The organism is Nitrosospira multiformis, from assembly GCF_900103165.1.
Lineage (GTDB): Bacteria > Pseudomonadota > Gammaproteobacteria > Burkholderiales > Nitrosomonadaceae > Nitrosospira > Nitrosospira multiformis_D.
The window spans coordinates 1,520,023-1,543,000 of sequence record NZ_FNKY01000001.1; the positions used below are offsets into that span (position 1 = coordinate 1,520,023).

21 protein-coding genes and 1 tRNA gene are annotated in these 22,978 nt (G+C 53.2%); 19 read left to right on the forward strand and 3 right to left on the reverse strand.

Annotated elements, in window-relative coordinates:
- Positions 1-134: 134 nt before the first annotated feature.
- The 18 genes from tpiA to BLR00_RS06910 all read left to right on the forward strand — a co-directional run bounded on the left by tpiA (position 135) and on the right by BLR00_RS06910 (position 17,860).
- Complete coding sequence (gene tpiA, locus BLR00_RS06820) at positions 135-890, forward strand: triose-phosphate isomerase (protein WP_074631684.1); 756 nt, start codon at positions 135-137, stop codon at positions 888-890.
- 18 nt (positions 891-908) lie between these two features.
- Positions 909-1,259 carry a preprotein translocase subunit SecG gene (gene secG / locus BLR00_RS06825; RefSeq protein WP_074631685.1) on the forward strand — a complete coding sequence of 117 codons (351 nt, stop codon included), beginning with the start codon at positions 909-911 and terminating at the stop codon, positions 1,257-1,259.
- Between the two features lie 82 nt (positions 1,260-1,341).
- Positions 1,342-1,426: transfer RNA gene (locus tag BLR00_RS06830), tRNA-Leu, on the forward strand.
- Positions 1,427-1,516: 90 nt separating this feature from the next.
- The gene (locus BLR00_RS06835; protein WP_074631686.1) at positions 1,517-1,873 is read left to right on the forward strand and encodes an NADH-quinone oxidoreductase subunit A; all 357 of its coding nucleotides are present in this window, start codon (positions 1,517-1,519) and stop codon (positions 1,871-1,873) included.
- Between the two features lie 4 nt (positions 1,874-1,877).
- Entirely contained in the window at positions 1,878-2,357 is a 480-nt protein-coding gene (locus BLR00_RS06840; RefSeq protein ID WP_074631687.1) for a NuoB/complex I 20 kDa subunit family protein, read from the forward strand.
- Between the two features lie 7 nt (positions 2,358-2,364).
- Positions 2,365-2,982: an NADH-quinone oxidoreductase subunit C gene (locus BLR00_RS06845; RefSeq protein ID WP_074631688.1), complete on the forward strand. Its 618-nt coding sequence runs from the start codon at positions 2,365-2,367 to the stop codon at positions 2,980-2,982.
- A gap of 27 nt (positions 2,983-3,009) precedes the next feature.
- Positions 3,010-4,263 carry an NADH-quinone oxidoreductase subunit D gene (locus BLR00_RS06850; RefSeq protein WP_074631689.1) on the forward strand — a complete coding sequence of 418 codons (1,254 nt, stop codon included), beginning with the start codon at positions 3,010-3,012 and terminating at the stop codon, positions 4,261-4,263.
- A 54-nt stretch (positions 4,264-4,317) separates the two neighbouring features.
- Complete coding sequence (gene nuoE / locus BLR00_RS06855; protein ID WP_074631690.1) at positions 4,318-4,794, forward strand: NADH-quinone oxidoreductase subunit NuoE; 477 nt, start codon at positions 4,318-4,320, stop codon at positions 4,792-4,794.
- Positions 4,791-6,068, forward strand: a complete 1,278-nt coding sequence (gene nuoF / locus BLR00_RS06860; RefSeq protein ID WP_074631691.1) for an NADH-quinone oxidoreductase subunit NuoF — start codon at positions 4,791-4,793, stop codon at positions 6,066-6,068. The genes nuoE and nuoF overlap by 4 nt, the downstream gene beginning before the upstream one ends.
- Before the next feature lie 77 nt (positions 6,069-6,145).
- A complete protein-coding gene (nuoG, locus tag BLR00_RS06865; protein WP_074631692.1) occupies positions 6,146-8,575 on the forward strand; it encodes an NADH-quinone oxidoreductase subunit NuoG in 2,430 nt (809 codons plus the stop codon).
- Positions 8,576-8,597: 22 nt separating this feature from the next.
- Positions 8,598-9,698: an NADH-quinone oxidoreductase subunit NuoH gene (gene nuoH / locus BLR00_RS06870; RefSeq protein ID WP_074631693.1), complete on the forward strand. Its 1,101-nt coding sequence runs from the start codon at positions 8,598-8,600 to the stop codon at positions 9,696-9,698.
- A gap of 14 nt (positions 9,699-9,712) precedes the next feature.
- The gene (gene nuoI / locus BLR00_RS06875) at positions 9,713-10,201 is read left to right on the forward strand and encodes an NADH-quinone oxidoreductase subunit NuoI (protein ID WP_074631694.1); all 489 of its coding nucleotides are present in this window, start codon (positions 9,713-9,715) and stop codon (positions 10,199-10,201) included.
- 96 nt (positions 10,202-10,297) lie between these two features.
- On the forward strand, positions 10,298-10,903 hold the full coding sequence (locus BLR00_RS06880; RefSeq protein ID WP_074631695.1) for an NADH-quinone oxidoreductase subunit J: 606 nt from the start codon (positions 10,298-10,300) through the stop codon (positions 10,901-10,903).
- A gap of 71 nt (positions 10,904-10,974) precedes the next feature.
- Positions 10,975-11,280 (forward strand): NADH-quinone oxidoreductase subunit NuoK, encoded by a 306-nt coding sequence (gene nuoK, locus BLR00_RS06885; protein WP_041513877.1) that lies wholly within the window; start codon positions 10,975-10,977, stop codon positions 11,278-11,280.
- Positions 11,281-11,345: 65 nt separating this feature from the next.
- The gene (nuoL, locus tag BLR00_RS06890) at positions 11,346-13,301 is read left to right on the forward strand and encodes an NADH-quinone oxidoreductase subunit L (protein ID WP_081346663.1); all 1,956 of its coding nucleotides are present in this window, start codon (positions 11,346-11,348) and stop codon (positions 13,299-13,301) included.
- A gap of 82 nt (positions 13,302-13,383) precedes the next feature.
- Positions 13,384-14,868 carry an NADH-quinone oxidoreductase subunit M gene (locus tag BLR00_RS06895; RefSeq protein ID WP_074631696.1) on the forward strand — a complete coding sequence of 495 codons (1,485 nt, stop codon included), beginning with the start codon at positions 13,384-13,386 and terminating at the stop codon, positions 14,866-14,868.
- A gap of 38 nt (positions 14,869-14,906) precedes the next feature.
- Positions 14,907-16,352, forward strand: a complete 1,446-nt coding sequence (nuoN, locus tag BLR00_RS06900) for an NADH-quinone oxidoreductase subunit NuoN (RefSeq protein ID WP_074631697.1) — start codon at positions 14,907-14,909, stop codon at positions 16,350-16,352.
- An 875-nt stretch (positions 16,353-17,227) separates the two neighbouring features.
- Positions 17,228-17,860: a hypothetical protein gene (locus tag BLR00_RS06910; protein ID WP_074631699.1), complete on the forward strand. Its 633-nt coding sequence runs from the start codon at positions 17,228-17,230 to the stop codon at positions 17,858-17,860.
- 55 nt (positions 17,861-17,915) lie between these two features.
- Here BLR00_RS06910 and BLR00_RS06915 read toward each other — a convergent pair whose 3' ends face one another.
- From BLR00_RS06915 to BLR00_RS06925, 3 genes are all read right to left on the reverse strand, one after another.
- A complete protein-coding gene (locus BLR00_RS06915) occupies positions 17,916-18,329 on the reverse strand; it encodes a YchJ family protein (protein ID WP_256324074.1) in 414 nt (137 codons plus the stop codon).
- Between the two features lie 90 nt (positions 18,330-18,419).
- Positions 18,420-19,418, reverse strand: a complete 999-nt coding sequence (locus BLR00_RS06920) for a serine/threonine protein kinase (RefSeq protein ID WP_256324191.1) — start codon at positions 19,416-19,418, stop codon at positions 18,420-18,422.
- A 54-nt stretch (positions 19,419-19,472) separates the two neighbouring features.
- Positions 19,473-20,591 (reverse strand): PQQ-dependent sugar dehydrogenase, encoded by a 1,119-nt coding sequence (locus tag BLR00_RS06925; RefSeq protein ID WP_074631700.1) that lies wholly within the window; start codon positions 20,589-20,591, stop codon positions 19,473-19,475.
- 160 nt (positions 20,592-20,751) lie between these two features.
- On the opposite strand from BLR00_RS06925, the gene htpG reads away from it, so the two are divergent.
- Positions 20,752-22,674 (forward strand): molecular chaperone HtpG, encoded by a 1,923-nt coding sequence (gene htpG / locus BLR00_RS06930; protein WP_074631701.1) that lies wholly within the window; start codon positions 20,752-20,754, stop codon positions 22,672-22,674.
- Positions 22,675-22,978 lie beyond the last annotated feature (304 nt).

Consider the following 22,978-nt stretch of genomic DNA (forward strand, 5'->3'; position numbering starts at 1 on the left):
CATTCCATTCTCATCCACGGTTTTTAGTATTTTCGAACTTTATTCGGGGCGGTATCCCTTGCCTTCTGATTGACCCGATACCCATTCACAGGTAACATTCGCTGCTTTTAAGGACAAAGGCGGCGATGATGGCTATGCGTTCGAAGCTGGTTGCAGGCAACTGGAAAATGCATGGCGGAATGGCGCAGAATCAGGACTTGCTGGGCGCAATCGTCGCGGGAACGGCAGCCCTGCGTAACGCCGGTTTTGCGGTATGCGTGCCTTATCCCTACCTCGCTCAGACACAAACATTGCTGCGGGACACGCCTATCCAGTGGGGTGCCCAGAATGTAAGCCAGTATGACAAAGGCGCTTATACGGGTGAGGTATCGGCGGCCATGTTGATGGATTTCGGCTGTCGTTATGCTATTGCCGGTCATTCGGAACGGCGCGCATTATATGGTGAAGATAGTCGTACAGTGGCGCTTAAATTCAAAGCGGCTCAAGCGGCCGGCTTGATACCTATCCTATGTGTTGGTGAAACGCTGGATCAGCGTGAGGCTGGCATTACCGAGCAAGTGGTAGCGGAACAACTGGATGCAATTATTGAATCGGCGGGCATCAACGCGCTGGTTCAATCGGTATTGGCCTATGAGCCGGTATGGGCTATCGGAACCGGGAAAACCGCTACACCCAGTCAGGCCCAGGATGTGCATGCCTTCATTCGCGATAGAATCGCCGCTCACAGTCCCGAAGTGGCTGCCGGGTTAAAGATTCTTTATGGCGGCAGCGTCAAGGCAAATAATGCCGAGGAGCTATTCGCCATGCCGGATATCGACGGGGGATTGATTGGCGGCGCTTCGCTTGTTGCCGATGAATTCATCGCGATCTGCCGGGCGGCAAATAATTAATTCATTTTGGAGTAGGCGTTGGAAACACTTATTTGGGTAGTGCATGTACTGACGGCCATAACTGTAATTGTTTTGGTTTTATTGCAACATGGCAAAGGGGCCGATATGGGAGCCGCCTTTGGCAGCGGCTCGTCGGGAAGTTTATTCGGTGCCAGTGGTTCAGCAAATTTTCTGAGCAGGACAACAGGGGCGTTGGCTGCGGTATTTTTTATCACCAGTCTCGGGCTTACCTACCTTTCCAGCCACAAGACAGAAGGAGGAGGGGTTATGGACAAAGCGGTGCCGGTTCAATCAGCCAAGCCGGTAGAGCCGGCCCCGGCAGCTCCTGCTGAAGGAGAAGCTTCCAAGGCCACTGAAATACCGAAATAACATTTCTGATGAGTTAATTGAACAATTAATTAAAGCTGCGTTCTAATAAAATTGCGCCTCTGACTAGAACTCAAGTTAAGCCGCCGACGTGGTGAAATTGGTAGACACGCCGTCTTGAGGGGGCGGTGGCGAAAGCTGTGCGAGTTCGAGTCTCGCCGTCGGCACCAATTATGGGATAGGGCTGAGAATCAGAGTAAACAGATGCGTAGAGCATAAATGGTAACCTGGTTTCTAGTTCTTTATTTTTGATAATATCGATGCTCGAAAATTATTTTCCTATCCTGCTATTCATTCTCATCGGCCTTGCCGTCGGTGTGGTGCCCATGGCGCTTGGCTGGCTGTTCGCTCCCAATCGCCCCGATAGCGAAAAACTTTCACCCTACGAGTGTGGTTTCGAAGCGTTCGAAGATGCGCGCATGAAGTTCGACGTACGCTATTACCTGGTTGCCATTTTGTTCATTCTATTCGATCTCGAAATCGCCTTTCTGTTTCCATGGGCGGTGGTGTTGAATGAGATCGGCATGTTCGGCTTTGTCGCCATGATGGTTTTTCTTGGCATCCTTGTCGTTGGCTTTATTTACGAATGGACAAAAGGTGCTCTGGAATGGGATTAATGCTATGAGTACTAACGGCGGCGTAATGGAAAAAGGTTTTGTTACCACAGGTCTGGATAATGTCATTAACTGGGGGCGAACCGGATCCATGTGGCCGATGACTTTTGGCCTCGCATGCTGTGCCGTGGAAATGATGCAGGCGGGCGCTTCACGCTACGATCTTGATCGTTTCGGCATCGTTTTTCGGCCCAGCCCACGTCAGTCGGATGTGATGATTGTAGCCGGCACATTGTGCAACAAGATGGCGCCCGCACTGCGCAAAGTTTACGATCAGATGGCTGAGCCGCGCTGGGTAATCTCCATGGGTTCCTGTGCCAACGGTGGCGGTTATTATCATTATTCTTATTCCGTTGTGCGGGGTTGTGACCGTATCGTGCCGGTGGATATCTATGTTCCCGGCTGTCCGCCAACGGCGGAAGCATTGCTCTACGGCATTATCCAGCTCCAGAACAAGATCCACCGCACCAATACCATCGCCCGCTGAGTTAACTATGTCTTCCTCCCGCTTGGAAACGCTCGCCCTTTGCCTTCAAAATGTGCTGGCCGATAAGCTTGGCAACATCAGCGAGCGGTTGGGCGAATTAACGATCACGGTGTCTCCCGCGGATATGCTGTGGTCGATGGAGACTTTGCGCGATCATCCGGATCTGGGTTTTGAAATGCTCGCCGACTTATGTGGTCTGGATTATTCGGCCTATGGTTCCGAATCTCCCTCCGGGAACGGCTGGGAGGGCAAACGTTTCGCTGTCGTGTATCACCTGCTTTCCATCAGCCATAACTGCAGGTTGCGGGTCAAGGTATTCGCCGATGACGATGAATTCCCGGTTCTGAATTCGGTAATTGGCATATGGCCATCCGCCAACTGGTTCGAGCGCGAGGCATTTGATCTTTACGGCATCGTCTTTACGGGTCACCCCGATTTGCGTCGCATTCTCACAGACTATGGGTTTATCGGCAGTCCGTTCCGCAAGGATTTTCCGTTAAGCGGAAATGTCGAGATGCGCTACGATCCCGACCAGCAGCGGGTAATTTACCAGCCGGTCAGCATTGAACCGCGCCAGATCACGCCGCGCGTAATCCGCGAAGAGCATTATGGGGATAGCGAATGAGATCTCCGTGGAAAGGATTTCTTAAATATGGCTGAGATACGCAACTACACCATGAATTTCGGTCCGCAGCATCCGGCGGCGCATGGCGTGTTGCGCCTGGTGCTGGAGCTGGATGGCGAAGTCATACAGCGTGCCGACCCGCACATCGGCCTGCTGCATCGCGCGACCGAAAAGCTGGCCGAATACAAAACCTACATTCAGTCAGTGCCGTACATGGACCGGCTGGACTACGTGTCCATGATGTCCAATGAGCACGCCTATGTAATGGCCATTGAGAAGCTGCTTCAACTTGAAGTACCTTTACGTGCGCAATATATTCGCGTGATGTTTGATGAAATCACACGCATACTCAATCATCTATTGTGGCTGGGCGCGCACGCGCTGGATGTGGGCGCAATGACCGTGTTTCTCTATGCTTTCCGCGACCGCGAAGACCTGATGGATTGTTACGAGGCGGTTTCGGGCGCCAGAATGCATGCCGCTTATTACCGTCCTGGTGGTGTCTATCGGGATCTGCCGGATTCAATGCCGCAATATCAGGCGTCGAAAATCCACAACGAAAAAAGTACCAAAATTCTCAATGAGAACCGTAGTGGTTCGCTGCTGGATTTCATCGAAGACTTTACCAATCGTTTTCCTACCTATGTAGATGAATATGAGACACTGCTAACCGACAACCGTATCTGGAAACAGCGGCTGGTAGGCATCGGTGTGGTCTCGCCCGAACGTGCCATGGCCCTGGGTTTTACCGGTCCGATGCTGCGCGGTTCGGGTGTGGAATGGGATTTGCGGAAAAAACAGCCGTATGAAGTTTATGACCGGATGGATTTCGACATACCGGTCGGTGTCAGCGGCGACTGCTATGATCGTTATCTGGTGCGAATAGAAGAGTTTCGTCAATCCAACCGTATCATCCGGCAGTGTGTCGAATGGCTGCGTAAGAACCCGGGACCCGTCATAACCGGCAACCACAAGATCGCGCCACCGGCACGCGTTGAAATGAAGCAGAACATGGAAGAGCTGATTCATCATTTCAAGCTTTTTACCGAGGGGTTTCATGTGCCGCCGGGTGAGGCTTACGCCGCGGTTGAGCACCCCAAGGGTGAATTCGGCATTTACCTGGTATCGGATGGCGCCAATATGCCTTACCGGCTTAAAATTCGCGCACCAGGCTTTCCCCATCTGGCGGCGCTGGATGAAATGTCGCGTGGACATATGATCGCCGATGTGGTGGCCATTATCGGTACGCAAGACATTGTATTTGGTGAAATCGACAGATAAACAGACAGATCCATTGACCGTTACCCGGATAGACAGTGAAGCAGCCAAATTGACATGTTAAGCCCTGAGTCCATTAAAAAAATTGACCATGAGCTCACCAAATATCCCGCCGATCAAAAACAGTCGGCGGTAATGTCGGCGCTCGCCATCGCGCAGGATGAGAAAGGATGGCTGGCTAATGAAACCATGGATTTCATTGCCCGCTATCTTGGCATGCCGCCGATAGCCGTGTATGAGGTGGCGACGTTCTACAACATGTATAACCTTCAGCCACTGGGTAAACATAAGCTTACCGTCTGTACGAACCTTCCCTGCGCACTTTCCGGCGCCAACGATGCGGCGACCCATATCAAACAAAAACTGGGTATCGGTTTCAATCAGACCACCGCCGACGGAAAATTTACATTGAAGGAAGGCGAGTGCATGGGGGCATGCGGAGATGCGCCTGTGCTCCTGGTGAATAACAAACGCATGTGCAGCTTCATGTCCAACGACAGTATCGACCAATTGCTGGAGGAGCTGAACAAATGACCCAGCCTACGCAGGTATTGCTGGCGGGACTGAATCCATCGGATCCCGAGAACTGGCGGCTTAGAAATTACGAGCAGCGCGACGGGTATGCCGCGCTGAGAAAAATTCTGGACGAGAAAATTCCGCCTGAGAAAGTCATCGAGGAAGTCAAGAAATCCGCATTACGCGGACGTGGCGGCGCGGGTTTTCCGACCGGGCTGAAATGGAGTTTCATGCCCAAGCAGTACGAGGGCGATAAGTATCTGGTATGCAATTCCGACGAAGGCGAGCCGGGCACCTTCAAAGACCGGGATATCATGCGTCACAATCCGCACATCCTGATAGAAGGCATGATCATCGGCGCCTACGCGATGGGTATCAAGGCGGGTTATAACTATATTCATGGCGAAATCTGGGATACCTATGAGCGCATGGAGGAAGCGGTAGACGAAGCGCGTGCCGCGGGATACCTGGGGAATAACATTCTGGGCTCCAACTTCAGTTTCCAGTTATACAATCATCATGGTTATGGCGCCTATATCTGTGGCGAGGAAACCGCGCTGCTCGAATCGCTGGAAGGCAAGAAAGGCCAGCCGCGTTTTAAACCCCCCTTTCCGGCGAGCTTCGGACTCTATGGTAAACCTACCACCATTAACAATACCGAAACATTCGCCTCAGTGCCCTGGATCATTCGTAACGGTGGCGAGAAGTTTTTGCAGCTGGGCAAACCCAACAACGGTGGCACTAAGCTTTTCTCGGTGTCAGGTCATGTCAACAAGCCTGGTAACTACGAGGTGCCGCTGGGTACGCCGTTTGCCACCCTCCTGGAAATGGCGGGCGGCATGCGTGGCGGCCGAAAACTGAAAGGATGTATTCCCGGAGGTTCATCCATGCCGGTGTTGCCCGGCGACATCATGATGCAGACCGACATGGATTATGACTCCATTGCCAAAGCCGGTTCCATGCTGGGTTCCGGCGCTGTCATCATTATGGACGACACTACCTGCATGGTAAAAGCGCTGGAGCGATTGTCATACTTTTATTTTGAGGAATCCTGCGGTCAATGCACACCTTGCCGCGAAGGAACCGGCTGGCTTTATCGTGTGGTGCATCGAATTGAAACCGGCACGGGGCGGATGGAAGATCTCGATCTGCTCAACAATGTTGCTGACAATATTCAGGGGCGGACCATTTGTGCACTGGGTGACGCGGCCGCCATGCCGGTACGCGCCATGATTCAGCATTTCCGGGATGAGTTTGCTTACCATATTGAGCACAAGAGATGTATGGTGTAACCGCATAAGCATGGATAAAAAATTGCCTTTCTTTTTTAGCTGCGTCTATTCGCGATTAATCCGAGAATAAGTGCCCAATGATCAATTTCGAAATCGACGGAAAACAGGTATCTGTGCCCAAGAATGGTACCGTCATGGACGGTGCCAACCAGCTGGGTATATATATTCCACATTTCTGTTATCACAAGAAACTGTCCATCGCGGCCAATTGCCGCATGTGCCTGGTGCAAGTAGAGAAAGCGCCCAAGCCCTTACCCGCGTGCGCCACTCCCGCCATGGAGGGCATGAAGGTCTTTACGCACTCCGGACAGGCGGTAACCGCACAGAAAGGCGTGATGGAATTTCTGCTTATCAATCATCCGCTGGATTGCCCCATTTGCGACCAGGGCGGTGAATGTCAGTTGCAGGATCTTGCAGTGGGCTATGGAGCGAGCGCCTCACGTTATACCGAAGCCAAGCGGGTGGTAGCGAACAAGAATCTGGGTCCGCTGATTTCCACCGATATGACCCGCTGCATCCATTGCACCCGTTGCGTGCGCTTTGGCCAGGAAATCGCCGGCATCATGGAGCTGGGTCTGGCGGGCCGCGGCGAACATGCGGAAATCCTGTCATTTGTCGGCAGTACGGTGGACTCGGAGTTATCCGGCAATATGATCGATCTTTGTCCGGTCGGCGCGCTGGTCAGCAAGCCTTTCCGTTATTCGGCCCGTACCTGGGAGCTGTCCCGCAGGAAATCAGTGAGTCCGCATTGCGGTCTTGGTTCCAATCTCGTGGTTCAGGTGAAGCAGAATCGTGTCATGCGCGTGTTGCCGCGCGAGAACGAGGAAGTCAACGAGTGCTGGCTGTCGGATAAGGATCGCTTTGCCTATGAGGGGCTAAACTCGCACGAGCGCCTGAGCACACCGATGATAAAGCGCAATGGCGAGTGGCAGGAATGCGACTGGCAAACCGCGCTGGAATTCGTTGCAAATGGATTGAGCGCCGTAAAAGAGAAACACGGCGCCTCGAGTATTGGTGCGTTGGCTTCTCCTCACAGCACACTGGAAGAACTCTATCTGCTACAAAAACTTGTGCGGGGATTAGGTAGCGGAAATGTGGATCATCGCTTGCGTCAATCCGATTTCCGCGCGGATCAACAGTTGCAAGGCGCGCCGTGGCTGGGAATGAGTGTTGCCGGTATTTCCCATCTGAAGTCGGCGCTGGTTATCGGCAGTACCCTGCGCAAGGATCATCCTCTCATTGCGCAGCGCTTGCGCCAGGCGGTGAAGCAGGGCGCTCAACTGAATCTCGTTAATCCGGTGGATGACGATCTGCTGACCAAGGTGGTTAATCGTGCCATCGTCGCACCTGCCGCAATGGCGGCGGTGCTGGCGCAGGTCTTGAAAGCCGCCGCCGAGCTGAAGGAGGTGGAGATTCCCGATGCAGCGAAAGCAGCATCGGATTCCGTCGGCGTGACGGATGCCGCGCGGGCGATGGCGGCCAGCCTCATTGATAATAAGCCCGCCGCGATTTTTCTTGGCAACATGGCGCAGCATCATCCGCAATATGCGGATATTCACGGGCTGGCGCAGCATATTGCGCATATTGTCGAGGCGGAGTTTGGCGTATTGGGCGAGGCCGCCAATAGTGTCGGCGCCTATATTGCCGGGGCAATTCCTGACCACGGCGGCTTGAGCGCGGCTGCCGGAGATTCCGGCCAGCCTGAACCGGAAAACATGAATGCTTCGCAAATGCTCGGGACGGGTGCAGCCACACATGCGTCGCAACCATGCCAGGCCTACATGCTGATGAATCTGGAGCCGGAGCTGGATAGCTACAATCCGCATCAGACGATGAAAGCACTGGACGCGGCGGAGCTGGTGGTGGTGATGAGCGCATACAAAAACCGTGCCGTTCTTGAGGGTGGTTATGCGGATGTGCTATTGCCGATCGCGCCATTCACCGAAACCTCGGGTACCTTTATCAATACCGAGGGCCGCGTGCAAAGTTTCAATGGCGTGGTCGCACCCCTTGCCGATACGCGTCCTGCATGGAAAGTCCTGCGGGTATTGGGCAGCATGCTGGAACTTGATGGGTTTGCCTACGATACGCCGGAGCAGGTGCGTGCGGAGATTCTTCCGGCAGGTGGCGATATCAGCGCCCGCCTGAGCAACAATCTGAAAAATTTCGCCACAGGTGGACTGATGAATGAGCCGAAGAATGGCGGAATTCAGCGCATCGGTGAAGTCCCGATTCATCAGGCCGACCCTATTGTGCGCCGTGCCGATTCGCTGCAGCGCACACGGGATGCCGCCACGCCGCTGGCTTGGATGCCGGGTGATTTGATGGATACGCTCGGCATAAATCCGGGTGACAATGTAAGGTTGAAACAGGGCGAGGGCGAAGCGCAACTGCCGGCGGCCCGGGACGACAAGCTGCCTTCAAATTGTGTGCGGGTGGCTTGCGCACATCCCCTGACCGCGGCATTGGGTGAAATGTTCGGTGAAATAGTAGTGGAAAGATTGTAATGCAAGAAACCAGAGTGATTTGATGGAATACGCGCAACAATTATTCGGGGACCTTTTTGGTTCGGAGTGGGGTCCTGCTCTTTTCGTTCTGACGAAGAACGCGCTGCTGATCGTGGCCATCATATTGCCATTGATGCTTGCCGTGGCCTATCTCACGTTTGCGGAACGCAAGATTATCGCCTTCATGCAGCTGCGGGTCGGACCCAATCGCGTGACTTTCTTCGGTATTCCCTGGCTGGGCGGCTGGGGGCAGCCCATTGCGGATGCGGTGAAGGCCGTGATGAAAGAAATCATCATTCCCAGTGGCGCGAACAAGTTTTTGTTTGTGCTGGCTCCGGTGCTGACATTCGCGCCAGCGCTGGCGGCGTGGGCGGTAGTGCCGTTTTCTCCCGAGGTCGTATTGGCCGACATCAATGCGGGCCTGCTTTATATTCTGGCCATGACTTCCATGGGAGTCTATGGGGTTATCATCGCGGGCTGGGCCTCCAATTCCAAGTATGCCTTCCTCGGCGCGATGCGGTCCGCCGCGCAGGTGGTTTCTTACGAGCTGGCGATGGGCTTCGCATTGGTATGCGTGCTGATGATGTCGCAGAGCCTGAACCTGAGCGATATCGTCAAGGGCCAGCAGGGCGGGAGTTTTATCAACTGGTATCTTATTCCACTGTTTCCCATGTTTCTGGTGTACTTCATTTCCGGCGTGGCGGAAACCAATCGTGCTCCGTTTGACGTGGCCGAGGGTGAGTCGGAAATCGTCGCCGGATTCCATGTTGAATATTCCGGCATGGCGTTCACGGTATTCTTTCTGGCGGAATACTCCAATATGATCCTGGTGGCAACGCTTGCCAGCATTATCTTTCTGGGAGGATGGCTGCCGCCGGTCGATATCGCACCATTTACCATGATTCCAGGTTTTATCTGGCTGGTGCTGAAAATATCGTTTTTATTGTTTTGTTTTCTCTGGTTCCGTGCCACCTTTCCGCGCTACCGCTATGATCAAATCATGCGTCTTGGCTGGAAGGTGTTCATTCCGATCACGCTTGTCTGGATACTGCTGCTGGGTTTGATAATGCAATTTCCACCGTCCGTTCGGAACGCCTTTCCACTTAACCTGTGGTTCCACTGAGACAGGAGAAAGCCATGAACCGTGTCAAGGATTTTTTCCGTACTTTCCTGTTGTTTGAACTGGTCAAAGGGATGATGCTGACCGGGCGATACATGTTTGCGCGTAAAATTACGGTGCATTTTCCCGAAGAGAAAACGCCGCAATCCCCCCGGTTTCGCGGTCTTCATGCGCTACGCCGCTACCCCAATGGAGAAGAGCGCTGTATCGCGTGCAAGCTGTGCGAAGCGGTGTGTCCCGCGCTGGCGATCACTATCGAATCCGAGCAGCGCGATGACGGAACCCGCCGTACCACACGATACGACATCGATCTGACAAAATGCATATTTTGTGGTTTCTGCGAGGAATCCTGTCCGGTGGATTCGATTGTCGAGACCCGGATTCTCGAATATCACGGCGAGAAGCGCGGTGATTTGATCTATACCAAGCAAATGTTGCTGGCGGTGGGAGATCGATATGAGGAGCAGATAGCAAAAGACAGGGCGGCGGATGCGGGCTACCGATGAATTGGAAAATGAAGGGAATTTGCCGGCTGAATTGTCAGATAAGGCAAGGCTACGCTAACCCGACCTACAGAGCTTTGAATTGATAGAAATGCCCACATGAGTTTTCAAGATATCACTTTTTATTTTTTTTCGGCCGTGCTGGTGTCATCCGCATTGGGCGTCATTACCGCTCGTAACCCGGTGCATTCGGCATTACTGCTGGTACTGGCTTTTTTTACGTCTGCCGGACTATGGCTGCTGCTGGAAGCGGAGTTTCTCGCGATTACGCTGGTGCTGGTGTATGTCGGGGCGGTGATGGTGCTGTTCCTGTTTGTGGTCATGATGCTTGACATCAATCTCGATCAACTGCGTGAGGGGTTCTGGAAGTGGTTTCCGGTCGGCGCGTTCCTGGGGCTGGTGATGGCGGCCCAAATGGTGATGGTGCTGATGGGCGAGCAGTTTGGCGCTGATAAAATGCCGGCACCATCCTCGCGCCCTGCGGATTACAGCAATACCAAGGAACTGGGCCGTTTGATCTATACCGAATATGTTTATGCGTTTGAGTTGGCGGCGGTACTTTTGCTGGTGGCGATAGTGGCCGCCATAGCCCTGACTTTGCGCCGCCGTACCGGTCTCAAGAGTCTCGACGTAGCGAAGCAGGTGGCGGTAAAGCGTAAAGACCGGGTGCGGATGGTATCGATGCCATCCGAGAAGAAAGAATAAAGCCGGAAAAGAGAATAAAAAGCGGTTGTATGACGTTGTTTTGATGTTGTTCTGAAAAAGGGGTCGTTAGCTTGGTTTCATTATCCCATTACCTTGTCCTCGGCGCGATTCTGTTCGCCATCAGCATTGTCGGGATTTTTCTCAACAGGAAAAATGTAATCATCCTGTTGATGGCGATCGAACTAATGCTCCTGGCGGTAAACATGAATTTCGTCGCATTTTCGCATTACCTGCAAGATGTGTCGGGGCAGATTTTTGTGTTTTTCATTCTTACCGTGGCTGCGGCGGAATCCGCCATCGGGCTGGCAATATTGGTGGTTCTGTTTCGCAATCTGCGTACGATCAATGTGGATGATCTGGATAAACTCAAGGGGTAATCATACGATCTGGATCAGATCCGTAATCAGAGACATGTGTTTTAAAAACAAGAAGATGAATCTTAATGACTGAGATGCAAAAACTTTACCTACTGGTTCCGCTGGCTCCGCTGGCGGGAGCGCTTATCGCCGGATTGTTCGGCCGAATGATCGGGCCAGCCTGGAGTCATCGGACCACCATTGTGTTGATGATGGTGTGCGTGGTCGCATCCATTACCGTTTTCATGGATGTATTGAAAGGAAACATCTATAACGGCAGCGTTTATACCTGGATGATTTCTGGTGATACGCGTTTCGAGGTTGGATTTCTGATCGATCAACTCTCGGCCATGATGATGGTTGTGGTGAGCGGCGTGTCGTTAATGGTGCACGTATACACTATTGGCTACATGCATGGGGATCCGGGTTACCAGCGTTTTTTCAGCTATATCTCACTCTTCACCTTCTCGATGCTGATGCTGGTGATGTCGAATAATTTCCTCCAGCTTTTCTTTGGCTGGGAGGCGGTTGGACTGGTTTCTTATTTGCTTATCGGCTTCTGGTATACCCGTCCTACCGCGATTTATGCCAACTTGAAAGCTTTTCTGGTCAATCGTGTCGGCGATTTTGGTTTTCTACTCGGTATCGGCCTGGTATTGACGTATTTCGGCACGCTGGATTATGCGGCGGTATTTGCCCAGGCGCCGCAACTCATGACGCAGACGATTGAAGTCATTCCCGATTCGCCGTGGGCGCTATTGTCCGTGGTTTGCATTTTGCTGTTTGTCGGCGCAATGGGTAAATCTGCACAGTTTCCGCTACACGTCTGGCTACCGGATTCGATGGAAGGCCCAACGCCCATTTCCGCACTGATTCATGCCGCGACGATGGTCACCGCGGGTATTTTCATGGTGGCTCGCATGTCGCCATTATTTGAATTAAGCGAGACGGCGCTGTCGTTCATCCTGGTGATTGGCGGTATTACCACGCTATTCATGGCCCTGGTGGCGATTGTGCAGAACGACATCAAGCGTGTGGTGGCCTATTCGACCCTGTCGCAACTGGGTTACATGACTGTGGCGCTGGGTGCATCGGCTTATTCAGCGGGGGTTTTTCACCTCATGACCCACGCCTTTTTCAAGGCGGTACTGTTTTTGGGCGCTGGCTCGGTAATCATCGCCATGCATCATGAACAGGACATGCGAAAAATGGGCGGCCTCAAGAAATACATGCCCATCACCTACTGGACAATGTTTATCGCCGCAGTGGCAAGCGCGGGTGTGCCCGGTTTCTCCGGATTCTTTTCCAAGGACGCCATCATCGAGGCCGTGCATTTCACCACTATTCCTGGTGCGGGTTTTGCCTACTTCTGCGCGGTAACCACCGTGTTCGTTACCGCGTTCTACACCTTCCGTCTCGTATTCATGACTTTCCATGGCAAGCCGCGCATGGATCATCACACCGAAGAGCATCTTCATGAATCACCCTGGGTAGTGACGTTGCCATTGATTGTCCTGGCAATACCTTCCATCGGTGCGGGCTGGCTGATCGGGCCGATGCTGTTTGGAGACTATTTCGGCAGTGCCATACAAATCCTGCCCCAGCATGAAGCCCTCGCGAAAATGTCGGCGGAATTCCATGGCATAGGGGGAATGATGACCCACGCTGTTACAACCCTGCCATTTTGGTTCTCGGTCAGCGGCATTTTCGCCGCGTGGTATCTGTATAGGGTGAATACCGATTTGCCGGGGAAAATAAGCCAGGCAGCCGGGCCACTCTATACCTTGCTCGATCGTAAGTATTTTATTGACGAGTTCTATTCTTGGCTATTCGCTGGTGGCGCACGCGCGCTGGGTGGCGGATTTTGGAAATTCGGCGACGTAAAAGTCATTGATGGATTCTTTGTCAACGGCACGGCACGAGCGGTGGCTGGAATCGCCATGCTGGTACGCCGCTTTCAGTCCGGCTATATCTATCATTATGCGTTCACCATGATCGTTGGCGTATTTGTATTGATGAGTTTTTGGTTGTACGGGTCCTAGGAAAACAAGAACAGATAAATATTATTACGGTTTTCAGCCCGGCATTTTGCTACACGCTAATGAATAAAAAAACGGAATAAACATGTTGTTTGGCCTTCCCCTGTTAAGTCTAGTCATCTGGCTGCCCATTTTTGCCGGCATTGGCGTGCTTGCCACCGGTGGCGACCGTAATGCCCAACTGGCAAGATGGCTTGCACTCGTTGGATCGGTAGCGGGCTTGCTGGTGGCAATTCCGCTCTATACCCAGTTTGATCCGCTGATGAACGCCATGCAGTTTGTGGAGCATAGCGCCTGGATCGAGCATTTCAATATTCATTATCATCTTGGTGTGGATGGCATCGCCATGCCGCTGATTCTGCTGAATTGTTTTACCACACCGCTGGTGGTAATCGCGGGGTGGCAGGTGATAAGCAAGCGCGTATCCCAATACATGGGTGCGTTTCTTATCATGTCGGGTATCGTCAATGGCGTGTTCTCATCACTCGATGCGATTCTGTTTTATATCTTCTGGGAAGCTTCGCTGATCCCGATGTTTCTCATTATTGGTGTTTGGGGTGGTCCCAACCGCGTGTATGCCGCAATCAAGTTCTTTCTCTACACGCTATTGGGTTCCCTGTTAATGCTGGTGGCATTCATCTACCTCTACCAGGTTTCCGGCGGCAGTTTTTCGATACTGGATTATCATAAGCTGCCGCTGCCGCTGACGCCGCAAATCCTGATATTCGTCGCGTTCCTGCTGGCGTTTGCGGTAAAGGTGCCGATGTGGCCCGTGCATACGTGGTTGCCGGATGCGCACGTGGAGGCACCCACCGGCGGTTCGGTGGTACTGGCCGCGATATTGCTGAAACTGGGTGGTTATGGCTTCTTGCGTTTTTCGCTGCCGATCGTGCCGGATGCAAGCCAGTATCTCTCAACCATGATGATCGTATTGTCATTGATTGCGGTTGTCTACATCGGACTCGTTGCCCTGGTGCAGGCGGACATGAAAAAGCTCATTGCCTATTCGTCGGTGTCGCACATGGGATTTGTCACGCTTGGTTTCTTTCTGTTTAACGCTTATGGACTTGAAGGCGCGATGGTGCAGATGATTTCGCACGGCTTCATTTCCGGCGCCATGTTTCTATGCGTGGGGGTGCTCTACGACCGCCTGCATTCACGTCAGATCGCCGACTATGGCGGCGTAGCCAATAAAATGCCGGTATTCGCCGCATTTTTCATGCTGTTCGCCATGGCCAATGCGGGGTTACCCGGGACCAGCGGTTTTGTCGGTGAATTCATCGTCATCATGGCCGCCGTCAAGGTAAATTTCTGGTATGGCTTCCTTGCCGCCACCACCCTTATTACCGGCGCCGCCTATACACTCTGGATGTACAAGCGAGTCGTGTTCGGTGCGGTGGCGAGTCCCGGAGTGGAAGCGCTGAAGGATATTAACGGACGCGAGATTCTGATCCTGACGGTTCTGGCAGTGGCGGTACTGGGAATGGGCCTTTACCCGTCGCCATTCACGGAGGTCATGCATACCACGGTGGACGATTTGCTGGCGCATGTCGCCCGCAGCAAACTGTAGTGCTAATGAGACGAGTTCCGCCTGTTCGAGGACACTAAATGAATTTTATGCCGCCTGATTTCGCCCCCGCCTACCCGGAGATTTTTCTTCTGGTCATGGTATGCGTGGTGTTACTGGCCGATATCGCATGGGGCGAAAAAAAGCCCTATGTGGCTTACTTGCTGTCGCAAATTACGCTGCTCGGTTGTGCGCTGATTACTTTTGGCACTTCCGTGCCCGGTGTGGTTTATACGTTTTCGGGCATGTTCGTGGATGACGCCATGGCCGACATACTGAAGATGCTGGTGTATATCACCGTCGCTACGGTGCTGGTGTATTCGCGTGCCTATATCTCTGTACGCGGCATGCTTAGCGGCGAATTCTTCAGTCTGGCGTTATTTGCCACGCTCGGCATGATGGTGATGATTTCCGCCAGTCATTTCCTGACACTTTATCTGGGGCTGGAACTCCTGTCGTTGTCGCTTTACGCCATGGTTGCATTGCGACGCGAATCAGCGGCGGCAACCGAGGCGGCCATCAAGTTTTTTGTCCTCGGAGCGCTCGCTTCCGGTTTTCTGCTGTATGGCATGTCCATGATTTACGGAGCAACGGGTTCGCTTAACATTGCTCGCGTAACGGAAGTGATACAAGGCGGCGTGAGTAATCATGCGGTGCTGGTGGTGGGGCTGGTATTCATCGTCGCCGGTATCAGTTTCAAGTTGAGTGCGGCGCCGTTTCACATGTGGGCACCGGATGTTTATCAGGGAGCGCCCACAGCCGTGGTACTGTTTATCGGTGCGGCGCCGAAACTGGCGGCGTTCGGTTTCGTCATGCGCCTGCTGGTGGAAGGCATGGGAGCAATGGTGGCGGATTGGCAGGGAATGCTCGTCATTCTGGCGGTGATGTCCATGATGATTGGTAATCTCGCCGCTATTGCCCAGACCAATATCAAGCGCATGCTGGCCTATTCCACCATCTCGCACATGGGTTTCATGCTGCTGGGTTTTATCGCCACCGATGAAAACGGCTATAGCGCATCCATGTTCTACGTGGTGGTCTACATATTGATGACCCTGGGGACATTCGGCATGATCATGCTGCTGTCGCGCGAGGGATTCGAGGCCGATAAGCTCGATGATTTCAAGGGGCTCAACCGGCGCAACCCGTGGTACGCATTTATTACGCTGCTATTGATGTTCTCGATGGCCGGCGTTCCGCCTACGGTGGGAATTTATGCCAAGCTGTCGGTGCTACAGGCGGTGTTGAGTGCCGGCTACATATGGCTGGCGGTAGTGGCGGTGCTATTCTCGCTGATCGGCGCGTTTTATTACCTGCGTATCGTTAAACTGATGTATTTCGATGAGCCGGAAACTGATGCGCCTATCCTGCCGGAAAGTGACGTCAAGCTATTGATCAGCGCGAATGGCCTGGCGATACTCGCATTCGGGCTTTTCCCCCAGGCCCTGATGGCGTTGTGCGCCTACGCTATTCAGCAATCCATATAGCGATGGGCAGTGCCTAGCCAGGCAGCCTATTGGTCGAGCTAAGGTGGATGGCACGTTTTCGAATATCACGCTCGCAGGCTGCCAGGACTTCATCTGGCAAGCTGCAATGCAGGGTAGTGATCAAAGGCAATTGCCATAAGGAATGATATCTGGGCAGGCTCGCGATGAGTTGACGAACCGGACGGACTGGCGTAAGAACATTGTGGGTTATTCGATAATTTGTTAGGTTACGCAGGTATGGCCGCACTGGCAGAGTCGCTTGTAGATGAATGGTTAAACCGTCAAGGATTTTTCACGGTTCGTGGCATCAAACACGGGGTAGATGAAATTGACCTGCTCGGTGTTCGCCCCGCGGCACTAAGCACCACGATGCTTGGCACGTTGAAGTACAGTCGAGCTTTCGACCCATCGGCTACATCTGTCCGGCCTCCAAGGAAATTGCTGCCGAGTTCAGCGCGTCCAAGACGAGTGCCAAGAAGCGTCCCATCGAAATAGTCCAAAAGTGCGCTGAGTCTTGGGTTCATCGGAAATTCGGCGCCGAAACAAAGAGGAAAGCCAGAGAGATTGCTTGGCCAAACCTCAATTGGCACTTTGTCCTCGTTCATGCTGTTGTACGCGAGCCTACTGAGCTTAACTTCATTGCGGCGGCAGGTGTTCAAATCATAGCTCTCCATAAGGTGCTAGCTGAGTTGAAGCACGGGTCATCCAAAGGCATTCGCGGTGGTGCTGGCACCGATTTATCAGAGGTCATTGAATATTTCAACGCTCACAATATGTGCGCCAAATAAACACGAATCTGTTTACTCATATCAAGTAGATGGTTACTGCACGCTGGTTCGGACACTCGTATCAAATGTGAGCCTTCGTAAACGCGTATGGCATATTCCCTCGCCGTCTCAGCGTATCTTGAGCGAATCGATGGTCTTCTAAAAGACGGAACCGACGCTAGTCTGCTGTACGCCGCTCTTGAGTTGCGGTGTGGCGTGGAAGCGCGGATGAAAGAGTATCTTGAGCCACTGGAACACATACCGAAGTCACAAAAAAAAGAGTGGGCTATCGCGAAGCTCGCGCGTAGCATCGAGAAGGCTTTTCGCGTTGGCGACAAGATCATGATTTTCACTGTGCGCTCCCACAGACTAGATACTGAGTGTACCTTGATGTACACCCCTGTCAGTTCTCGACTTCAGGAGGTCACGAATCGTCTCGGAGTTTACTTGCATTTCCCGAAGGATAATTCCGTCCCCGACCCAACTTGGTGGAACCACCTTCGAGAACTCATTTGCGAAGGATATGGGGAGCTTCTCCTCGCGAACTCCGGTGAGCTCATCGGGCTACCCCTACTACACAAACCCACCGGGCGAATAAACGTCCGAGCAGTGATCCCCAATGGAGATCCAAGAGAAAATTTCATTGCGGAACTTGTGGCATCAGGGGAGGCCCATGTGATAAACGTGCAGTACATAGAGCCTCGACCAGGCAAGAAGATCTTTGGTATCGATGGAAATTAGTATAGGGCACCACCCATTTCCTTATCCCGACCGGCGGATCTATTCGCCTTTGATCTCAGACGAAATTGCCATCCACATAGAACCACTTCCCCGCCTCGCGCACAAAGTGGCTGATTTCATGCAAACGATGCGCACGGCCACCCACCTTATAGCGCGCCACAAATTCCACCACCGAATGATCCGACTCCGGCTGTTCATGGCGCCTCACTTCCAGTCCCAGCCATTTGCGTGGTTCGCCTTCCAGTTTAAGTGAAGCCGGGCGTGTAGTGTGATGCCATGTCGCCAGCAGATAATCTTCACGACCGAGAGTGTACGCGGTGTAGCGCGAACGCATCACTGCTTCCGCAGTGGGTGCGGCTTCGCCGCCATCCAGATAGTGGCCGCAGCAGTCGGCGTATTTTTCGTTGCTGCCTTGGGTGCCCGGCCGTTTCGCCGTTAACCCCATGCCACCACAGGGGCAGGGCATCATTTTCGTATCCGTATTAACCTCAAAAACTTGATTAACTGCTTTCAGTTATATTTTTTCCAATAGTCATTCCGTGAACCTTCGGAATAACCGTCATGCGTGCCACAGCGGCGGCTCATCCATCAGGGCGATCTGTTCGCGCAATTCGAGGATGCGATCCTGCCAATAGCGTTGGGTGTTGAACCACGGGAATGTCTGCTTGAAGGCGGGATCGTCCCAGCGCTGCGCGAGCCATGCCGCATAGTGGATCAAGCGCAGGGTGCGCAGCGCCTCGACCAGATGCAATTCGCGTTCATCAAAATCGCAAAAATCCTCATATCCTGCCAGCACGCCGGTCAACTGTTGTACCCTGTCGGCGCGTTCGCCCGACAATAGCATCCACAAGTCCTGTACCGCCGGTCCCATGCGGCTGTCGTCAAAATCCACGAAGTGCGGACCGTCGTCCGTCCACAGCACGTTGCCTACGTGGCAGTCGCCGTGCAGGCGCAATGCGCGCACTTCACCCGCGCGCGCAAAGCAGTGGCGCACGCCGTCCAGCGCCTGATCCACCACAGCGCGATAGGCTGCATCGAGATCAGCCGGAATAAATGCATGCGTCAGCAGATAATCGCGCGGTTGTTCACCGAAGCTGGCGATATCCAGTGTGGGGCGTTCGTGAAATGGCTTGAGTGCGCCGATGGCATGGATGCGCCCGAGGAAGCGCCCCATCCATTCCAGCGTGTTGCGGTCTTCCAGTTCGGGTGCACGGCCGCCGTGTTTTGGAAAAATGGCGAAGTGGAATCCCTCGAAGCTGTGCAGCGTGATTCCATCCAGTATCAATGCAGGCACGACAGGTATTTCGCGCTCGGCCAGTTCCCGCACGAAGGCGTGTTCCTCGAGTATGGCGGCATCCGTCCAGCGTTTGGGCCGGTAAAATTTTGCTACCAGCGGCGGTCCCTCTTCCATGCCGATCTGGTAGACGCGGTTCTCGTAGCTATTGAGAGCCAGCAGCCGGCCATCGCTGCGGAAGCCTATACTCTCCAGCGCGTTCAATACCCTATCGGGAGGGAGTGTAGAGAAATTCAGAGGGGACGGCTTGCCCGTTATTATCACCGCCAATTACTCAACATAAGATTTTCTCGCTTGGGTTTGCGCCGGCCTGAGTTCCTAAGGTTTCTTGTAGCTGATCCGGTAGATAACCCCGGCGTAATCGTCGGAAACCAGTAGTGCTCCGTCGGGCATTACCAGCACATCCACCGGTCTTCCCCAAACATCCTGCTCTTGCAGCCAGCCTTCGGCGAACACTTCCTGTTTGACGACCTTGTTGTTTTTTATCCGCACGAGCTGAAGCCGGTAGCCGATTTTATTACGGCGATTCCATGAGCCGTGCTCGGCAACAATAATACTGTTGCGATATTCCGGCGGGAACATTTTGCCGGTGTAGAAACGCATACCCAGCGGGGCAACGTGCGCGTCGAATTTGGCCACGGGGGCAGTAAGCTTGCCGCAATCACGCTTTGCGCCGTACTTGGGGTCAAGAATATCGCCTGCGTGGCAGTAGGGATAGCCGAAGTGCATACCCTTTGCGGGTGCGCGGTTGAGTTCATCGGGCGGCAGATTATCACCCATCCAGTCGCGGCCGTTATCCGTAAACCATAGCTCCTTCGTTTCCGGATGCCAATCAAAGCCCACCGTGTTTCTCACGCCATATGCATAGATTTCATGGCTGGTACCGTCTGGCTTGATACGCGCGATCAATGCAAAACGCTCCGGATCGGGTTCGCAGATATTGCAGGGTGCCCCTACCGGCACATATAGCAGACCATCGGGACCGAAAGCGATGAATTTTCCTCCGTGGTGCTTTTCAGTGGGAAAACTATCGGTTATCACTACCGGTTTTCCCGGTTGGTCGAGTTTTTCTTCGATTCCATCAAAGCGCAGAATGCGCTCCACTGCGGAGACATAGAGTGCACCATCCCGGAATGCTACCCCCAATGGGGAATTGAGCCCGCTGGCAAGGGTCCTGACCTGCCGTGTCCCACCATTGTCCGTGATGGCGTAAACATTACCCGCCTCCTTGGAGCCGGCAAATACCGTACCATTTTTTCCCAGCGTCAACCCACGCGCATTGGGGACTTCCGCCCACAAATCAATGGAAAATCCGGCGGGCAGTTTGATTTTGTCCAATGGCAGCGAGCGGCCCTGGTATTGTGCAGCGGTGGGCAAGACGTAGCAGCAGAGACTAAGGGCGACAACAGAACGGATGAAGGCTTTTATGGCACACATGCTAGAACTCCGGAGTATTTGGAATATCCATGAATTTAAAATGGATAAAAAAGAAGAAAATCGCTTCTGAACGAGGTTTTGGCAGTTTTTTGAAGCGGGATGGCTTGAAAACCGCCGATCCACCCTCATTATCTTATTGCATTTTTTTAGGAGAGAACCCATGCAAGCGACAGCTACCAAAGAACATCTAAGTTTTCAGACTGAAGTCAAACAGTTGCTCAATCTGATGATTCACTCCTTGTATAGTAACAAGGAAATTTTCCTGCGCGAACTGATTTCCAACGCATCGGATGCCGCCGATAAGCTACGCTTCGAGGGATTAACCGATGGCGCGCTGTACGAATCCGATTCGGATCTGAAGATCCGCGTGAGCCATGATGCCGCGGCACGCACCATCACCATCGCCGATAATGGTATCGGCATGTCCCGGCAAGAGGTTATCGACCATATCGGCACCATCGCCAAGTCGGGTACTCGCGAATTCTTCAGTGCATTAACCGGTGATCAGGCCAAGGATGCGCACTTGATTGGCCAATTTGGCGTTGGCTTTTATTCGGCGTTTATTGTCGCGGACAAGGTAACGCTTATTACCCGCCGCGCCGGCTTGACCACTGAACATGGTGTGCGCTGGGAGTCTGGCGGTGAGGGGGATTATACGCTTGAGACCGTGGAGAAAACAGATCGCGGTACGGAAGTCATTCTGCATTTGCGCGAGGGTGAGGATGATTTGCTCAGCGGCTGGCGGTTGCGCGCCATCATCCGCAAGTATTCCGACCATATCACGCTGCCTATTGTGATGAAAAAAGAGGAGTGGTCGCAGGAAAAGAACGAAAACACGATTACCGATGAAGACGAGACCGTCAATCAGGCGAGCGCACTCTGGGCACGCGCCAAAAGCGAGATTACGCCGGAGCAGTACGAAGAATTCTACAAGCATGTGGCGCATGATTTCGAGCCGCCGCTGGCCTATCTTCACGCCAGGGTAGAGGGTAAACAGGAATATACCCAGCTACTCTACATTCCGTCACGTGCTCCCTTCGACTTGTTCGATCGCGAACCGCGTCACGGTATCAAGCTTTATGTGCGGCGGGTATTCATCATGGACGATGCGAAACAGCTACTGCCGAATTATTTGCGCTTCGTGCGCGGAGTAATCGATTCCAATGATTTGCCGCTGAACGTTTCGCGCGAAATATTACAGGAATCAAAAGATATTGAAGCCATACGTGCCGGCGCGGTGAAAAAGGTATTGGGGTTGCTCGACGATCTGGCGCAAAGCGAGCAGGAAGATGAAAAAGCCAAGTTCAAAACCTTCTGGAAGGAATTTGGCCAGGTCCTCAAAGAGGGTGTGGCGGAAGACTACGCCAACCGGGAACGCATTGCCAAGCTGTTGCGTTTTGTTTCCACCCATGTCGATACGGACGAACAAGCGGTGTCGTTCAGCGACTATGTGGGCCGCATGAAGGAAGGGCAGGAAAAAATTTATTATGTCACCGCCGATAGCCTCAAGGCGGCCAGAACCAGTCCGCACCTGGAAGTCTTCCGCAAGAAAGGCATCGAAGTTTTGCTGCTGGCCGAACGCGTGGATGAGTGGCTGGTTGCGAATTTGACCGAGTTCGAGGGCAAGCCGCTGCAATCCGTGGCCAAGGGCAGCCTTGATCTGGGGAAATTGGAAGACGAGGCGGAGAAGAAGGAACAGGAGAAAGAGGCGGATGACTACAAGGAGCTTACCGAGAAAATAAAGAGTACGCTCGGCGAGCAGGTGAAGGATGTGCGCGTCACGTTGCGCCTGACCGAATCTCCCGCCTGCCTTGTGGCGGATAGCCACGATATGAGCGGAAATCTGGAGCGCCTGCTAAAGTCGGCTGGGCAAAAAGTGAATCCCACCAAGCCTATCCTGGAGATCAACCCCTATCATCCCATGATACAGCGCCTGAAGTCCGAGCAGACACACTTCACCGACTGGAGCCACATTCTGTTCGACCAGGCATTGCTGGCCGAAGGCGGTCAGCTTGAAGATCCGGCAGGTTTTGTTAGGAGGATCAATGAGTTGCTTTTCCTGACGGCTTCAAACGGAGAATAGGCTGATAGGGAGGGGCTCGATCTCCAGCAGTTTCCGGTGATGGGTGGAGCAAAGCGCAACCCATCACCGAGTTACCCACTCCCTCACCAAGCTGCCGTTATGCCGGTACCAGGTTTTGTTTTGATGTGCCCTTATTTTGATAGGTTGTGTGGTGTGTGGTTTTGATGGGTTGCGCTTCGCTTTACCCATCCTACACAGGCGTCAAACCGAGAATGATTCATAGGTATTAGGCAGCTCTCCGAGCCTGCCCGAGCACTGCTGGTCGGTTTGTGGCCATTTTCGCCGCTTGCCCGGGGTCTATAGA